Below are 16,668 nucleotides of genomic sequence, written 5' to 3' on the forward strand. Positions count from 1 at the left end.
GCGGAGGCGTTCGAGACGGCAATTGCCTATTGGTTGAACTGCGCGCCGAGTACTGATGGTCCTGACAGACGTGCCGAGCGTCGGGAAGGGACCGGGTGCCGCGAGATGCGTTCCTTCCGGCTGCACCAGATGCTTCAAGATTCCCCGACCCTTCGGCCGTGAGCCGCTGGTACCTGAATTCGCAATTCCCGACTTTCGCTTGCCCCGTGAAGGGCGGCTTGATGGCCGACTTGTGCCCGATGGCCCGGTCCTGGGAAGCCCATGCCTTGCCGCGCGCTTCCCGATGACACGAGATGGTCATACGCGGTGGCGCGCAGCCGTTAGCACTCAACGTAAGAGCGACCTGTGGTCCGCACCGGTCTCACGGTTCCGATCCTATAAATCCAGCCAATTCCTCGGGTTTTCCCAGGGGGAATGCTTCCTTAATGTGATCGAGAAAGGCGGAAACGCGAGGGCTTAGCAAGCGCCGCGAAGGATAAAGCGCCCATAGTGTGTTTACGCCGACCGAAAATTCAGCCACATGTAGGGATCGCGCCGACTGAAAATTGAGCCGGGCAATCAACCTTTTCTGCTAGTTTTTCTGGCAGGGTGTTTGGGGATGATCCCGATGACGATGATTGGCAAGGTGCGGCGGATGTTCCACCGCCAGAACAAGTCGGTACGCGAGATAGCACGTCTCACAAGCCTGTCGCGCAACACGATTAGTAAATATCTGAACATGGATGTTCAGGAGGAGCCGAAGTATCAGCGGCGCGCCCAGCCGACCCGGTTGACGCCGTTTCATGAGGTGCTGGTGCAGGCGCTCAGTGTCGACGCGCGGCGACTGAAGAAGGAGCGGCGCACCGCCTGGATGCTGTTCCAGGAGATCAAGGCGGGCGGCTACGACGGCTGTTACTCGCGGGTGACCGATTTCATCCGGGCCTGGCGGCAAGGCGAAGGCAAGGCGGTTTCGAAATCGGCGTTTGTGCCGTTGCGATTCGAGCTGGGCGAGGCATTCCAGTTTGACTGGTCCGAGGAAGGACTGGTTGTCGGCGGCATTTACCGCAAGCTGCAGGTGTCGCACATGAAGCTATGTGCGTCGCGGGCGTTCTGGCTGGTTGCCTATCCGAGCCAGGGGCACGAGATGCTGTTCGATGCCCATACGCGCTCGTTCGCGGCCTTCGGCGGGGTGGCCCGCCGGGGCATCTACGACAATATGAAAACGGCCGTAGACAAGGTTCACAAAGGCAAGGGTCGCACGGTCAATCCGCGTTTCGCAGTGATGTGTTCGCACTACCTGTTCGATCCGGACTTCTGCAACGTCGCCAGTGGCTGGGAGAAAGGCGTCGTCGAGAAGAACGTGCAGGACAGCCGTCTGCGCATCTGGATTGAGGCGCGTGCGCAACGCTTCGGCAGTTTCGCTGATCTGAATGCATGGCTGGCGACCCGGTGCCGGTCGTTGTGGGATCAGGTGAAGCATCCAGACTATCGTGACCTGAGCGTCGCCGACGTGTTCGAGCAGGAGCGCGCCCATCTGATGCCGATGCCGACACCGTTTGACGGTTATGTTGAGCGTGCGGCACGAGTCTCGTCGACCTGCCTGGTGGTGATTGGCCGCAATCGCTACTCGGTGCCATGCGAATTCGCAGGCCAGATGCTCAGCACGCGGCTCTATCCTGGCCGTGTTGTGGTGGTGAGCGACGACGCGGTGGTAGCCGAACACGATCGACTGGCCGACGAAGGACTGGTGCGATACGAGTGGCAGCACTATATCCCGCTGATCCAGCGCAAGCCTGGCGCCCTGCGCAACGGTGCGCCGTTCCAGGATATGCCCGAGCCGCTGCAACGCCTGCGTCGGGCGTTACTACGCGAGCCAGGTGGTGACCGGGTAATGGCGAAGGTTCTGGCGTTGGTCCCGGAAAGCGGTCTGGATGCCATAGTGGTTGCAGTCGAACTCGCATTGGAGCAGGCGCCGCCCTCCGGGCGCGTGAGCGTCGAGCATGTGGTGAACGTGCTGTCGCGCATGCGCAGCGTGCAGATGCCGCCGAAGATCGATACTGCGCTACAACTGACGACACCACCGCTGGCCGACACATCGCGCTACGACGGGCTGCGCCCGGCGCTGCAACAGCCGGAGGCCGGTCATGCGTGATCTGATCGTCGAACTCAAACACTTGCGGCTGCACGGCATGGCTGCCGGCTGGGCCGAACTGCTTGAACAGGTGAATGTCGAGGCGGCGTCTTCGCAATGGCTGCTCGAACGGCTGCTGCAGGCCGAGGTCGCGGATCGGGCCGTGCGTTCGGTCAGCCACCAGATGAACGCGGCGAAGTTCCCGGTGCATCGCGACATCGCCGGCTTCGACTTCGATGGCTCGCCGGTCGACCGCCAGCTCGTCACGCAACTGGCCGGCATGACGTTCACGGAGGGCGCGCACAACCTGGTTCTGGTCGGCGGCCCGGGCTCGGGCAAGACGCATCTGGCGACCGCCATCGGCGTGTCCGGCATCATGCACCACGGCAAGCGGGTGCGCTTCTACTCGACCGTGGATCTGGCCAACGCACTGGAGCAGGAGAAGGCGCAGGGACGCGCCGGGAGGATCGCGGCGAGCCTGCTGCGCCTCGACCTGGTCATTCTGGACGAACTCGGATATCTGCCCTTCAGCCAGGCCGGCGGGGCGTTGCTATTCCACCTGCTGAGTCGCCTGTACGAGCATACAAGCGTTGCGGTGACAACGAATCTGGACTTCGCCGAATGGTCCAGTGTGTTCGGCGACGCGAAGATGACCACAGCATTGCTGGACCGGCTGACGCACCACTGCCACATCGTGGAAACCGGCAACGAAAGCTACCGTTTCCGCCATAGCAGCGCCAGTGCAAAGAAGCGTATCCGCTCGCGTGAAGCAGCGCGCAGAGCCGACGGTGCGAGCGCGAACGAATCGGCCTGATCGTCGCTTGCCGCGCAGTGGAAGCCGCAACGGGCTACGCCCTTCGCAGCTTCCACTGCGCAATGAGGCCTCACACGAAGGAGGACAAGCACTCCCGAAACACATACACTTATCCACAACCGGTCCTTCTTCAGACCGGTCTCCACCCCGGCTCAAAACTCGATCGGCGCGGCGGCTCAAAATTCATTCGGCGCGGACACCCATAGTGCGATGTCAGGGCCATCCAGGTCACCCCAATGCGTAAGCCTGCCGGCTGCGATAACTGAGCGAAGCGGATCTTCGAATGTCCGCCCGGATCGCTGAGCGAACGACAGTTGATGGGCCGAAAGCCGCCCCAAAAGAAATATCGGCAAGTCAACCCTTCTTTCGTCTTTCGATTTCTTGTTTCACACGTTCGATTTCAAGCCGTTTAGCTTCCTTTGTTCCCCATCGTGGCGCTCTGTTCTGGGTGGCTTCGGCGGCTGCACGAATGCGTGCTTTGGCAGCAAGTTGATTGGCTCTGCGTTCGTCCAGCTCCCTCATTTTGGCCGCTTGCCGTTCGGCGAAGCGTTCAGCCGCGATGGGTGTGGTTCGTTCAGGTAGTCCAGCAAGGACCACAAGCTTGTCGATATTGTCCCAGGTGCTGATCCAGCCGTCGTTGTAGGCAAACTCGCTAATCAACGGGAGGTTGAGTGCGGTGTAGATCGGGACCCAGTTTTCTTCTTCGCCCTGGCGGCGACGCACAGCGAGTTTGGGATTGAACTGGTACCGCCCGGTGGATACGCGCAGGAACAGGGATCTATTGTAGGCATAGTCTCTGTCGATTTCGTTCCTCGCCAGCACGCCAGAAAGATGCTGGCGCTTGTTGCGCTCTGGCCGCGCGATGTTAGCGGGTAAGTGTTGCCAGGCATCGAGGATGATTTGGGTCTGGAACGCGCTGTCTGTATTGCCTCGTATCTTGCTGAATCGTGCTTTGAACAATACCCACAGGGTCTGGAACAGAAAGTATTCAGACAGATGCCGGTCGATGCGGACCAAGCGATCGCCCGCTCTGACATCAATGCAGGGCGGAGCCAGGCATTCATAGATTGCCGCCAGCGGGCCAGCAGCGAACTTTGCATCGCCAAATGCCTGACGCAAAGCCCAGTGCAGGGCATTGTGACCATAGTGATCGACGGCATCGCGGTCGGCACCGCGCTCCAGCAGGGCTTCCACCAGCGCCACATTTCCTGCAGCCGCTGCGGCCATCAGCGGCGTCTGGTTCATTGGCAGACGATGATCGACGCCATGCTGGTCACACTGCCTGAGGATGTCCTTGAAGCGGTTGGCGAAGAAAGGGACGTAGCTCTTGCGGGCGAACACCGCGCGCTGCTGATCAAAGGTTCGTGCCTGCTCGAATTTCGCCTCGACTGCCAGCCACTCGGCGAGCTGCGGTTCATCGAAGCAGGTGGCATAGTCAAAGAGTTGCTGCTTGCCCTTGTTGCCCGGAGACTGCTCGCGGAAGACCTTGATCAGCAGTTCCCTGACCTTGGCCTCATCGAACACCGGCCACGGCACCGGGACCTGCTTCAAGATGGTGCGGCGGATGGCCTCCGCCTGCTCCTGCTTGCCCTGCAGTTCAAGTTTGCGTGCTTCCTTCTGCCAGTCTTCGAGCGTGGATTGCCTGGCCTCGATCCTGGTCTGGCCGACGATCAGATCCAGCAACCCGAACAGATCATGCCCTGTGTCCGACTCGATCATGTAGATGTTCTTGATGGCGCGCGTCAGCGCTACATACAGGGCATTGACGAAGAATTTATAGACTTCGAGCGACTTGTCACTCTTGTCTTTAGCGCGTTTGTAATCCAGTGTCTCGACCGCCAGATCGGTCTTGGCGATGCCCTCGACAATGTCGTTGAACTCGCCCCGGTGATCCGAGATGAAACGGTAGAGCACGATGTTCTCGTATTCGAGACCCTTGGCTTCGTGGATCGAGAACAACAGCGGCGTGGCAAAGTGCTTGCGGGCGTCGGCCTTGTCCTCATCGCGCATTACCAGGACGGCGAACTGGGCGGATTGGCGAATCTTCTGGTCCAGTTCCCGCTTGGTGGCGTCCTTGTCGGGTATCAGCGTAACCTGGCCGGTTTCGCCGCCGACGGCCTGGACCAGGAAGTTGCTCTCCCGGTCGATGGAGCCGAAGCGCCGCTGCTTGATCTTGAGCAACTGATTGGCGACGCGAGTGGCCTCCAGCCCGTTGCGAAAGTTGGCCATTAGCACGCGTAATTCCTGCCGCTCGGCCAGTTTCGGATCCTTCCAGAACAGGCTCTTGACTTGGCTCCAGGAAAAAAAATTGGGATGGACAATCTGGTTGGAATCCCCGCAGAGCATGAAATGGCCAGGCTTCTTCATGGTTTTCAGCACGAGCGCGAGTTGCACGGTGGTGATGTCCTGCACCTCGTCAATAACCACGAAGTCGTAGCGCGGCGCAGCCAGCGCTTGCCAGTCCTGGGCGACCAGATTCAGGTCGTAGAGCTTTGCCTCGGCCAGCCAGGCGCGATACTTCTCAAACAGATTGTAGAGTTGGTCGCGCCGTTCTACGGGAAAGATCGATTGACGCACCCCCAGTGCTTGATACTCGTCGCGCGACAGGACACCGCCCGACCCGGCGGCAATCACGCCGCGAATCTCCTCGAAAGCCTGGTGGGCATCGACATCCTTGAAGTTCTGCCGTATACGCGAGTACCAGCCCGCAAAGTCGCGCCAGCTAGCCTCGCGTCCTGCCGGAACGCGGATCGACTCGACAAACTCCCGGTAGGACAGAAATACGGCATCCTGAGCGCCATGCTCGAAACCGTTGGCGTAATAAAGGTCGCGGGCGCTCTGCGCCAGGAAGGCGGAGTGAGTGACGTAGAGGACCTCACCTTCGGCATGCTTGAGCTTTTCAAGCGTCAGTGCGGTCTTGCCGCTGCCAGCGCTGCCGACGACAACCAGGGGAGGTGGCTGTCGGTAAATGGTCTCCTGCGTGTCATCAAACGAGATCGGTTTGTCGAGCAGGTGAATGCCGGTACGCTCGGGATGAAGGTAGCGTAGAGCTTGCGCCTCCCTGATGGCGTCATCAGCGCTGATGTCTGGAATTTTGCTCTCGTCAATCGCCGCGCCGCGCAGGAAACGTGACTTATCGTAGGCGTGATTGGCGATCACTTCCAGCATCAGTGCGCAGACTTCATCCCCGTGGCGCACCAGCGAGAACAGCAGCCGGTCGGCGTCATCCAGCTTCGCCCGGTAGAACTTGCCGTGGCTCAGATTGGCAAGCTTCTTGACTTGGGCAGCACGGAAGTCGTGGCGAGCGATGGCCGCGGACACCTTGTCGTAGCTGGCCTTGACGCGTGAAGTGTCGAGGCCTGTGTATTCGAGAATCTTCATGAGGCGATGAGGACAAGTGCAAGAGCAAGAAAGAATTCTCTCATGGCCGTCTGGCCTGCCAACCTCTCTAGCAAGTTTTCCGGTCATTCCTGAACGGCAGTTATCCGACCTGGACCGGACGCCCTACGACAGGGTATTTCCTCATGCTGAATGACCGGTTCGGGCCGTCTACTGCCCGATACGCTTTGGCTCATGTCGACCCACAAGGGCCGGTCCCCTTTCTCCATAACGGTCGTCCAAGCTATGTGCGGAACTGTTTAGCTGGTACGCGACCAGCTTTCAGATATCGCGACGACCTGGCAACAAATTCGCATTCGCCCATGGGCTTGCCTGGCGCCAGGCGCAGTGGCGTCACAGGAAGGAGCAAGGCGGACGCATCTCGCTGAGCCATCCCCGGAATGCACCAAGCTTCCCGCCACACGACCGCTCAGACAGGCGTGTAGATCGCCAACTTTAGTGCAGGGTCATCGTTCGCCTGAAACGTCGTGTATTCGTAGCGCTGCGTGCCTCGCTGCGGGTGCGCGAGCACTTTCTGGCCGGCCACGCTGCTGCGGATGTCATGCGCGTCCCACCACCGCGCGAACTCCCGGCTACGGGCACGCACGCGCTCGACCAGTTCGATAAACGCCGGATCGTCGGCATGGAGATCGTGGGTCGCGCGAAAGAGCGCAATCATTCGACGGGCTTCATCGGACCAGGTGACCCCGAAGAGCCGCCGCGATTCCGGCTCGATAAACATGAAGACCAGGATGTTGCGGTCCGCTTCGGCGAAACGGTCGAAGCCCAGGAGGTCCGCAGCGGCGGTGTTCCACGTCAGGATGTCCCAGCGCCTGCCGGTTACGTACGCCGGCACATCAAGGCGCGCGACCAGACGTTCGATCGCCGGAGTGACGCTCTCGCGCGTGAACGCGACCCGATCGCCGTTGCCCGCGAGCGCCCGCAAATGTGCTGTTTCGACCTTGCCGAGGCGCAGGGCGCGAGCGAGCGCGTCGAGGGTGGTATCGGACGGCCTGACGGTTCGGCCCTGCTCGAGCCGCACATACCAGTCCACGCCGATGCCCGCCAGTTCCGCCACTTCCTCCCGTCGCAGGCCCGGTGTGCGGCGGCGCCGATCGTCGTTGAGTCCGACCGCGTCCGGACTCAGTTTTTCCCTGCGTGAGCGCAGGAAATCGCCAAATTCGTTTCGACTCGATGTCGTCATGATTGTCGTTTTCGCCTTGGGAGGCACGCTGAAGTCCTAGGATAGTGCTAGGCCTTGTTACGAATGCTACGCCTGCCAGAATGGTCTCGTCCAATTACCCTGACCGGAGACCGACAATGAAAGCTGCGATTCTGAAGACGCTCGGCATGCCACTCGAGATCGAACACATGCCGGCCCCCTTGATCGGCACAGGCGAGGTCATTGTCGATGTCGCCGCCGCCCCCGTGCTGCCCTACGCGAACGAAGTCTTCAGCGGCGAACGCCGATACCCAATTGACCTGCCGATGGTTCCCGGCTGCGGCGCGATTGGTCGCGTGCGTGCTATTGGCCCGGACGCCACGCACCTGAAGCCGGGTGACTGGGTGTTCTGCGATCCGACCGTGCGCTCGCGCGACGACGCCCTGATCCCCGACATCGCACTACAGGGCTGGAGCGCGCGCGGGGACGGCGGCAAACGTCTGCAACGGCATTTTCACGATGGCCCCTTCGCCGAACAGGTGCGAGTGCCGACGGAAAACGCCGTTCGCATCGGGGAGATCGATCCGGCCGATGTCGCCCGGTGGTGTGCGCTCAATGTCATGCTGGTGCCCTACGGCGGACTGCTCGCAGCTGGTTTGCAGGCAGGTGAGACGTTGCTCGTGAGCGGCGCGACAGGCAACTTCGGCAGCGCGTGCGTCGCCGTCGCCCTCGCGATGGGCGCGCGCTGCGTGGTCGCGCCGGGACGCAACGAACAGGCCCTCGCGGATCTGGAACGCCGCTTCGGCGAGCGCATCCGGACCGTGAAGCTTTCGGGTCGTGAAGAAGAGGACCGCGAACGGATGCGGCTGGCGGCGCCCTGTCCGATCGATTGCGTGATTGATCTGATGCCGCCGTCGGTTAGCACGACCACGGTGCGCGCGACGGTCACGACCGTCCGCGCTTATGGACGAGTCGTGCTGATGGGTGGCGTCGGCATGCTCGGCGGCGAAGGGCTTGACCTGCCTTATGCGTGGATCATGCGCAACGACATCACGATACGCGGCAAATGGATGTATCCGCCCGCAGCAGTGACGCGCATGACGGGCTTGATCCGTGCCGGGCTGCTGGATCTCGGCCACTTTGACGTCACAACCTTCCCCCTTGATGACGCTAACGACGCGGTGGCTCACGCAGCTGCGAACGGCGGCCCATACAGGATGACGGTGATCCGTCCTTAGACGGCGGACTCTCGCCTCACGCCGGACATACTTTGTCGACGATTCAGCCCCCAATGTCGAGTGACCGGTCATGGCCGATAGCACCAGTTCGATGAACGTTTTACAGAGGTGACGTTGGAATTCTCAACGGCAGCTTTCCCGTGGTTGGTGTGAACGCGTACTGCCGGCCATCAAGCGTCATTCGTCCGTTCCGTCGCGCAGACATTCAGACGGCGGGTCCGCCCGGCGGATTCAACCGGTGGATGCAATAGTTTGCTGGAATCGTTCGGCGGGCGTCTCGTAGTCCAGTGTCTTTCTTGGACGCTCGTTCAGTCGTCTTGCCACAGCGTTGAGTTTGGCCTGCGAATACACTGACAGAGCGACCTTGGCGGTGACAACGAGGTCCACCTCGTCCAACGCGACGACGATTAGGGCAATCGTTTGGAGACAGCCATGCATTTCGACTACCAACAATTCCACATCGACGCGTCACCTCTTGATGAAGGCGGCCGCTATTACGCTCGCGCAAAGATCTACCGGCGCGCCTCGGCGAGTGGCGATGCCGTCGAGGTAAAGTATTCGGGCGACCTCGGCGATTACCCCTCCGACGCGGATGCCATTGAGGCGGCGCAGCGTTGGGCGATTCAGTGGTGCGACGAGAACTCCACTTAGGCTTCACTATCCAGGTCCGGGCTGTCCCGGAGTATTCGCCGCACGCACCAGACATCCAGTTCGGGGGCACGCGTCAGGCGAGAGCGATACGTGCAGCAAGGGCTGACAACGGCCCTCACGACCGATCCTGCTGATCCCCGGCAAAAGAAGCGGCGCATAATGCACACATCCCTTTGTCAGGATGATGGAGGTAGATGTGACAACTTTTGCTATCGACGCCGTTCGCATCAACCCGACGAACGACAGGTTTACTCATGTGCGTTGGGCTCCCGTCGATCCGGCGACGCGTGAATGGCTGTCCCCCCCTGCGATTGTGGAGGTGGTCGAAGTCGTCGCCGCGATCCGTCGGGGAGATGTTGTTTGGTCCCTTTTTACGCTTGGTGGCACACGGTATCTCGGGCCAAAAATTGTGTCTGTCTCTCACACCGACGGAACCGCCGGGATCGACACGGATGTCCCTGGCGATCATGTCGAAAAATGCATTGACGATTTGCCGCACCTTTGACGGCATACCTTTGAGGCCGTCGGCGATCGGACTGTGAAAGGTCTGGACGGGTCGGTAAGACGCGTTGATGGACAGAGAGCTGACATTCGCCGACGCCAGTTTGTAAAAGTCAGCAACGCGATACGCGACAGCCGCACCAATTTGATCGGCGAACGTCGGCTCAGGCCGATGACCCACCAGCAGCCTTTCCGCGACGAAAGTCCGCTTCACTCTTCAAAGAGCCATTGATGCTTCGACATGCCGGAAGTCGGCTCTGGGTCGGCAAGACTCATCCATCCATGACTTAGCAGACATTCATCGGCACCGGCTTGCGAAGGTCAGCAAAGCGACCTGCTGCCGCCGCACGCTGCCCGATCGGCAACCGACCGCTATGGCCGAAGTGTACGCGACGGTTATCAGGCAGGTCTTCTGGAGAACCAGCCATGCGGATGACGGCTTTGAGGATAAGGGGTCCGGATTCGTCCGATGCGAGGTGCGCCAAAAAGCGGGCGCACGAGCCGGGACGTAGCATTGTTTCGCACGGCTAGCGTCGGTCGCGCTCGATTTCAGTCTGTTCTGGGCTGCTTCGTACGGACCAACCCCGCGCCTGGTCGCGTCGCTCGGAAAATATCGAGGATACAAGGCAGGGAGATACTCTCCGTACCATAACTTAGACGCCCACATCCTGACGACACGCCTGAATATGAGCGGTGGCGACCGCGCGCTAAACTGGGTGTGTGCTATCGAAAAGTTCGGTGGGTCGAGCGCAAGACGATGAAATTCACCCGAATGATGGTCGGCCTCGCCGTCGCGTACATGATCGTGTTAGCCGGAGTCGCCATCTTGCAGGATCGTTTTCTCTACTTCCCTCAGAAAGCCGCAATCGAGGAGGTCACCTCCGGCGGACTGCGCGCCTGGCCGACACCTGAGGCGTTCAGGGGCCTCGTGGCGGAGCCGGCCGGGTCCGCGCGCGCCACGGTCATCGTCTTTCATGGCAACGCGGGGCATGCCGGCCACCGCTCATTCTATGCCGCGGCGCTCACCCGGCTCGGGCTGCGCGTGATTCTCGCCGAATATCCAGGCTACGGGCCGCGCACCGGTGCATTAGGCGAAGCGAGTCTGGTCGACGATGCTCAACAAACCATCGCGCTCGCACATCGCCTCTATGGAGCGCCGCTGCTGCTCATCGGCGAATCGCTTGGGGCCGGCGTGGTGGCTGCGGCCGGCTCGCGTGAACGCGACAAGATCGCAGGCATGATGCTCATCACGCCATGGGATCGGCTCGAGCACGTCGCCGCTTACCACTATCCGTGGCTGCCCGTGAGGTGGCTGCTGCGCGACCGATACGACAGCGTGACCCATCTGGCGTCGTTCGACCGCCCGATTCTCCTCGTGGTTGCGGAACGCGACAGCATCGTCCCTACGCGCTACGGCGAGGCGCTTTACAACTCGCTGTCCGCACCGAGAAAACTCGTGGTGGTGAAGGCGGCTGACCATAACGACTGGATTGGCCAGGTCGACGAAACCTTGGTGGCGGGAGGCGACCGACTTCCTTCTCACGCCTTTGCATTGAAATATGAAGACGCCACCGGTCTCGTCCAACTCGGAGCGCATCTATGTTCTCGATGCGAAGAACAGGCCTGTCGAGGTGTTCGACCACGGCGCGTGGTCGCGCTGGATGACGGAAAACGAACTGATCTTCCGCCGCACACTGCTGGACGACTACGGTGTAACGGTCACGACCCGCTTCCGTGGTGTGTCCAAACCGAAAACCGGGGAGGCTTTGCTGTTCGTGACGCGCGTCGCCGGAATGCAGGCGCAAGACAACAGGAGCTACGGAGCAAGTACGCTTGATGAGGCGCTGGAGCAGCATGAGCGCATCGTGCAGAAAATCCTCCGGATAATGACAGGGCGGTGACCATTACAGCACGACGATTCTGCGGAGTCGTAACCCCAGGGAGTCGTCCATACATGGTGCAAACGGCGCAAGCGAATCGGTTAGAGTGTCCTGCTGAACGAATAGAGAGCCGTCGTGGCGTGTCGATGAAACGTAGCTGAAGATCCGCGGCAGGTGGGTGTAGCTCCGCCGGGCGGTGAATCGGGCCGGCCAGACAGTTGACTTCATGCTACGTGCAAAGCGCGACGTGAAGGCGGCCAAAGCCTTTTTCAGGAAAGCTCTCAAACATCAGGGCAAGCCGCCGAAGACCATCGCACTGGATGGCTATGCCGCCTCACGCGCGCGCGAATGGACGAACGGCCCAGCTGAGCCGCTTACTGAGAACGAGAGCCGGTCGACAGCGCACCTCAATCCCACCGCTCGTCACGCACCTGAACGACGCCCGCCTCGATCCGCACCGGAAACGCCACCACATCCTCATATGCCGGCGGCGCCAGCACCTTTCCGGTCCTGATGCAAAATCGTGCACCGTGGCGCGGACAGACGACCACGTCGCCTTCCACCACACCGCCAGTCAGGATGCCGCCGTCGTGCGGGCAGACATCCTCGATTGCATAACAGGTGCCGTCGACGTTGAACACAGCAACCTGCGCGCCATCGACCTCGACGCTGCGAACAGACCCGGCCGGAAAATCCCCGATCGCAGCGACATCGACCCAGTCGGACATGTCAAAGCATCCCCAATTGCAGGCGCGCCGCATCCGACATCCGGTCTCTCGACCACGGCGGATCCCACACCAGTTCAACGTGCACGTCGTTCACTCCGATCGCCGAGAACACCGCATCCTCCACCGTCGCCGGGAAGGTCTGCGCGACCGGGCAGCCGGGCGCGGTCAGCGTCATGCGGATCCCAACGCGGCCTTCGGCTTCGTCCACGTCAAGACCATAAACAAGCCCCAGATCGTAGATGTTGACCGGAATCTCCGGGTCGAACACGGTGCGCAGTGCATCGATCACGCGTTCTTCAAGACCTTCTGTTGTCGTGCCACTGCCGGGTTGTGCGGCCTCAGCGCGCTTCAGCCAGTCGAATGTGCTCATCGTCTGCCTCACTCTGTCGAAACGGGGCGATCCTCGTCGTGCAGCGCGGCGTGGAGCGTATGCCAGGCCAGCGTCGCGCACTTCACACGCTCGGGAAATTCACGTACACCGGACAGCACCGCCAGCTTGCCCATCTCCGGCGCGGCTGTCGCCTGCCCTGCAGCGGGTGTTGTCACCATGTCGTGAAAGCGCCCGAACAGCGCTTCGGCCTCTGCTTCCGTTTTGCCTTTCAGCGCCTCGGTCATCAGCGACGCTGATGCTGTCGCAATTGCACAGCCCGCGCCTTCGAAACTCGCTTCTTTGACGATGCCGTCCTCGATTCGCAGATAAAGCGTAATCCGGTCGCCGCACAGCGGGTTATAGCCCTCAGCCGTGTGATTGGCACCGGACAGTCCATGACAGTTACGCGGCCGCCGGTAGTGGTCGAAGATGACTTCCTGATACAGATCGCGCAGATCGCTCATTTTCCGAATATCTCCCTGACCTTTCCGAGACCTTCGATCAGCGCGTCGATATCCTGGTGCGTGTTGTAGAGGGCGAGCGACGCGCGCACGGTCGCCGGTACGCCGAAGCGCTGCATCACCGGCATCGCGCAATGATGGCCCGCACGCACCGCGATGCCGTGATGATCGAGAATCGTGCCGACATCATGGGCATGCACGCCGTCGAGCACGAACGACAGAATGCCTGCCTTGTCGCGTGCGCTACCGATAAAACGCAAGCCCGGTATCACCCGCAGGGCGGCCGTCGCATAGGCGAGCAGTTCGTTCTCGTGCGCGGCGATGACTTCCATGCCGATGCTGTCGACATAGTCGAGCGCCGCGCCCAGCGCAATCGCGCCGGCAATGTTCGGCGTACCCGCCTCGAACTTCCACGGAATCGCGTTGTATTCCGTTTTCTCGAACGTTACCGATCGGATCATGTCGCCGCCGCCCTGCCATGGCGGCATCGCTTCAAGCAGTGCGGCCTTGGCGTATAGCACGCCAATGCCAGTCGGTCCGTACACCTTATGCCCGGACAACGCGTAGAAATCGCAATCTATCGCGCGGACGTCGACCGGCAGATGCGTGATTGCCTGTGCGCCATCCAGCAGCACCGGCACGCCCCGCGCGTGTGCCGCTGCAACGATGCGCTCCACCGGATTGATGCTGCCGAGCGCGTTGGCCAAGTGCGTCATCGCGACCAGCCGCGTACGTTCGCTTAACAAGCGCTCGTACGCGCCGGCATCGAGTGCGCCCGTATCGTCGATCGGCACGACTTTCAGCGCCGCGCCCGTCTGCTCGCAGACGAGCTGCCACGGCACAATGTTCGAATGGTGCTCCATCGCGCTAATCAGGATTTCGTCGCCGGGCTTGATCTGCGGGCGAGCATAGCTCTGGGCGACGAGATTGATCGCTTCGGTCGTGCCACGCACGAACACGATCTCCTCCGGACGCTGCGCATTGATGAAGCGTGCAATCTTCGCGCGTGCGGCCTCGAATGAATCGGTCGCGCGCTGAGACAGCAGATGCACGCCGCGGTGCACATTGGCGTTGCTATGCCGGTAGTAAGCGTTTTCCGCGTAGATGACCGAGGCAGGCTTTTGCGTCGTGGCGCCATTGTCGAGATAGACCAATGGACGGCCATGCACGCGCTCGCCCAGAATCGGAAAATCGGCTCGCCAGTGCTCGACATTGCGCGGATCGGGCGTCTGCATCTGTTCGATCGGCTTCATAGCAACTCCCTGATGCGCTCGCCTTCCGGGGTGCGCGCGAACAGCAGGTTTTCGAGCCGGCCACGCAGCGAATCGATGCGCACACCTTCGACAATGTCGCGCGCAAATGCGTATGTCAGTAGCGCCCGTGCCATCCGCTCTTCGACACCTCGTGCACGTAAATAGAACAGCTGGTTGTCGTCCAGTTGACCGACCGTCGCGCCGTGTGTGCATTTCACGTCGTCGGCGTAGATCTCGAGTTGCGGCTTCGTGTCGATTTCCGCATCGCGTGACAGCAGCAGGTTGTGATTCGCCTGATGCGTGTCCGTTTGCTGTGCATCGCGATGCACGATGACGCGCCCGTTGAACACGCCGCGCGCTGCGCCGTCGAGCACCCCGCGGTAATGTTCGCGACTCGTGCCATGCGACTCTGTGTGATCGATGCGCGTGTGGTGATCGACGTGCTGCCGGCCCCCGACAAAATAGAGACCGTTCAACGTCGCTTCCGCGTTCGCGGCGTTCAGGCTTGTGCCGATACCAGTGCGCGACAACGCGGCGCCGAACGCGAACGCATGTGAGGTAAAACAGCTGCCCCGTTGCTGCGCAGCGGCGACCGACGCGATATGAAAAGCCTTCTGGCCCTCTTGCTGCAACCGGTAGTGCTGCACGTCTGCCTGCTCGTCTGCGACGATGCGGGTAACCGCATTGGTCCAGTACGCGTCGTCGCTCAGCCCTACAAAATGCTCGACGATCGTGCAGCCCGAGCGTGCTCCTGCAAGCACGACATTGAACGGCTGCACCGCAAGACCCGCTTCGTCGGTCAGGAACAGGATCTGCAGCGGTTGTTCGATGACCTCGCCAGGCGGCAGCACGATGGCAAACCCATCCGTCATAAACGCCGTATTTAGCGCGGCAAAGCCATCTGAATACGCCTGCGAGGCGAATGCCGATTCCAGTTGTTGTGGCATTTCTCTCAACGCCCGGGTGAGCGAGCCCACAAATACCCCGTGTGGCAAACCATTCAGTTTCGACGGCCGCGGCACATGCCGACCGTTGACAAAGACCAGTCGATGCGCGGCAGGGTCCAGCTTGAGTTCATCGATGACGTGCCGCACGTCGCTATCGTCCGTGCGTTGTGCCTTGAAATGCCAGGGACGCTTGCCAATCGCCGACACGTTCGTGTATTTCCAGTCCTCGTGCCGCGTGGTCGGCAAACCCAGCGCGTCGAACTGGTCGAACGCGCTTCGGCGCGCGGCACGCAGCCATGGAAACTCAACGCCGGGCAACGTCTTCGCGAGTTGCCCAAACTGATGGAAATAGTCAAGAGATTCGTTTTTCATGAATGCCCCGCACTTTCCTGGCTTGCTGTATTTTCTGGTTGCACCGCTTCATCGTCGATCCAACCATAGCCTTTACGCTCCAGCTCCAGCGCCAGTTCACGGGACCCCGACTTCACGATCCGGCCATTCGCCAGCACATGCACGCGATCCGGCACGACGTAGTCCAATAGCCGCTGATAGTGCGTCACGAGCACGATCGCCCGTTCTGGACTGCGCATGCTGTTGACGCCCTGCGCGACAATCTGCAATGCGTCGATGTCGAGTCCGGAATCCGTTTCGTCGAGAATGGCGAGCCGGGGCTCCAGCACGACCATCTGCAGAATCTCGTTGCGTTTCTTCTCTCCGCCGGAAAACCCTTCGTTCACGGCGCGATACAGCAGACTCTCGTCCATCCGCATCAGCGTCATCCTCTCCTTGACCCGTTGCAGAAACTCCATCGCATCGAACTCCGGCTCGCCACGATACCGCCGCTGCGCATTCAGCGCCGCCTTCAGCAGATAAACGTTGCTCACGCCGGGTATCTCGACGGGATACTGGAACGCGAGAAACAGTCCTTGGTGTGCGCGCTCCTCGGGTGCGAGCGCCAGCAGGTCGCGGCCGAGATACGAGACCTCGCCGCCCGTGACAGCAAAGTCCTCGCGCCCGGCCAGCACCTGGGCAAGCGTGCTCTTGCCCGAGCCGTTTGGACCCATGATCGCGTGCACCTCGCCGGCCCTTACATCCAGATCGATGCCACGCAGAATTTTCTTGCCGTCGACTTCGACCTGCAGATTACTGATTTCAAGCATGGTCCGAATCCCTCG

Annotated in this window: 14 protein-coding genes and 4 pseudogenes; 8 read left to right on the forward strand and 10 right to left on the reverse strand. The window is 61.0% G+C overall.

The annotated features are described in order from the left end of the window. Nucleotides 1–361: 361 nt before the first annotated feature. Nucleotides 362–490, reverse strand: a pseudogene (locus tag OKW37_RS36155) (LysR family transcriptional regulator); the annotation flags it as partial. Nucleotides 491–607: 117 nt separating this feature from the next. On the opposite strand from OKW37_RS36155, the gene istA reads away from it, so the two are divergent. After that, nucleotides 608–2,131, forward strand: coding sequence for an IS21 family transposase (gene istA, locus OKW37_RS36160; RefSeq protein ID WP_429402424.1), 1,524 nt, complete (start codon nt 608–610; stop codon nt 2,129–2,131). Next, nucleotides 2,124–2,924: an IS21-like element helper ATPase IstB gene (gene istB, locus OKW37_RS36165; RefSeq protein WP_266262193.1), complete on the forward strand. Its 801-nt coding sequence runs from the start codon at nt 2,124–2,126 to the stop codon at nt 2,922–2,924. The genes istA and istB overlap by 8 nt, the downstream gene beginning before the upstream one ends. A 354-nt stretch (nt 2,925–3,278) precedes the next feature. On the opposite strand, the gene OKW37_RS36170 is transcribed toward istB, so the two are convergent. Together OKW37_RS36170 and OKW37_RS36175 are read right to left on the reverse strand one after the other, a co-directional pair. Then, a complete protein-coding gene (locus OKW37_RS36170) occupies nt 3,279–6,305 on the reverse strand; it encodes an ankyrin repeat domain-containing protein (RefSeq protein WP_429354970.1) in 3,027 nt (1,008 codons plus the stop codon). A gap of 427 nt (nt 6,306–6,732) precedes the next feature. Continuing rightward, on the reverse strand, nt 6,733–7,506 hold the full coding sequence (locus tag OKW37_RS36175) for a helix-turn-helix transcriptional regulator (protein WP_184058721.1): 774 nt from the start codon (nt 7,504–7,506) through the stop codon (nt 6,733–6,735). 116 nt (nt 7,507–7,622) lie between these two features. Between OKW37_RS36175 and OKW37_RS36180 the strand changes: the two genes are divergently transcribed. Continuing rightward, nucleotides 7,623–8,702 carry an alcohol dehydrogenase catalytic domain-containing protein gene (locus tag OKW37_RS36180; RefSeq protein WP_429402540.1) on the forward strand — a complete coding sequence of 360 codons (1,080 nt, stop codon included), beginning with the start codon at nt 7,623–7,625 and terminating at the stop codon, nt 8,700–8,702. A gap of 231 nt (nt 8,703–8,933) precedes the next feature. Here OKW37_RS36180 and OKW37_RS36185 read toward each other — a convergent pair. Further along, a pseudogene (locus OKW37_RS36185) lies at nt 8,934–9,059 on the reverse strand (IS30 family transposase); the annotation flags it as partial. A gap of 75 nt (nt 9,060–9,134) precedes the next feature. Between OKW37_RS36185 and OKW37_RS36190 the strand changes: the two are divergent. From OKW37_RS36190 to OKW37_RS36210, 5 genes and pseudogenes are all read left to right on the forward strand, one after another. Further along, the gene (locus OKW37_RS36190) at nt 9,135–9,353 is read left to right on the forward strand and encodes a hypothetical protein (RefSeq protein WP_429402423.1); all 219 of its coding nucleotides are present in this window, start codon (nt 9,135–9,137) and stop codon (nt 9,351–9,353) included. A 196-nt stretch (nt 9,354–9,549) separates the two neighbouring features. Then, a complete protein-coding gene (locus OKW37_RS36195; RefSeq protein WP_184058723.1) occupies nt 9,550–9,858 on the forward strand; it encodes a hypothetical protein in 309 nt (102 codons plus the stop codon). Nucleotides 9,859–10,611: 753 nt separating this feature from the next. Next, nucleotides 10,612–11,410, forward strand: a pseudogene (locus OKW37_RS36200) (alpha/beta hydrolase). Between the two features lie 3 nt (nt 11,411–11,413). After that, the gene (locus OKW37_RS36205) at nt 11,414–11,755 is read left to right on the forward strand and encodes a hypothetical protein (protein ID WP_429402421.1); all 342 of its coding nucleotides are present in this window, start codon (nt 11,414–11,416) and stop codon (nt 11,753–11,755) included. Between the two features lie 112 nt (nt 11,756–11,867). Further along, nucleotides 11,868–12,078: pseudogene (locus OKW37_RS36210) on the forward strand (DDE-type integrase/transposase/recombinase); the annotation flags it as partial. 63 nt (nt 12,079–12,141) lie between these two features. Here OKW37_RS36210 and nirD read toward each other — a convergent pair. Genes nirD through sufC form a run of 6 tightly spaced genes read right to left on the reverse strand, consistent with a single transcriptional unit; the run spans nt 12,142 to nt 16,653 of the window. Then, nucleotides 12,142–12,462, reverse strand: coding sequence for a nitrite reductase small subunit NirD (nirD, locus tag OKW37_RS36215; protein ID WP_090811477.1), 321 nt, complete (start codon nt 12,460–12,462; stop codon nt 12,142–12,144). Between the two features lies 1 nt (nt 12,463). Then, on the reverse strand, nt 12,464–12,832 hold the full coding sequence (locus tag OKW37_RS36220; RefSeq protein WP_429402420.1) for an SUF system Fe-S cluster assembly protein: 369 nt from the start codon (nt 12,830–12,832) through the stop codon (nt 12,464–12,466). Between the two features lie 8 nt (nt 12,833–12,840). Beyond that, on the reverse strand, nt 12,841–13,296 hold the full coding sequence (gene sufU / locus OKW37_RS36225; RefSeq protein ID WP_184058729.1) for a Fe-S cluster assembly sulfur transfer protein SufU: 456 nt from the start codon (nt 13,294–13,296) through the stop codon (nt 12,841–12,843). Continuing rightward, nucleotides 13,293–14,546 (reverse strand): cysteine desulfurase, encoded by a 1,254-nt coding sequence (locus tag OKW37_RS36230; protein WP_316251658.1) that lies wholly within the window; start codon nt 14,544–14,546, stop codon nt 13,293–13,295. The genes sufU and OKW37_RS36230 overlap by 4 nt, the downstream gene beginning before the upstream one ends. Then, a complete protein-coding gene (gene sufD / locus OKW37_RS36235; RefSeq protein WP_429402419.1) occupies nt 14,543–15,865 on the reverse strand; it encodes a Fe-S cluster assembly protein SufD in 1,323 nt (440 codons plus the stop codon). The genes OKW37_RS36230 and sufD overlap by 4 nt, the downstream gene beginning before the upstream one ends. Next, nucleotides 15,862–16,653 carry a Fe-S cluster assembly ATPase SufC gene (sufC, locus tag OKW37_RS36240; RefSeq protein WP_429402418.1) on the reverse strand — a complete coding sequence of 264 codons (792 nt, stop codon included), beginning with the start codon at nt 16,651–16,653 and terminating at the stop codon, nt 15,862–15,864. The genes sufD and sufC overlap by 4 nt, the downstream gene beginning before the upstream one ends. Nucleotides 16,654–16,668: the final 15 nt, after the last annotated feature.

This window comes from Paraburkholderia sp. MM5482-R2 (assembly GCF_050436125.1).
Lineage (GTDB): Bacteria > Pseudomonadota > Gammaproteobacteria > Burkholderiales > Burkholderiaceae > Paraburkholderia > Paraburkholderia tuberum.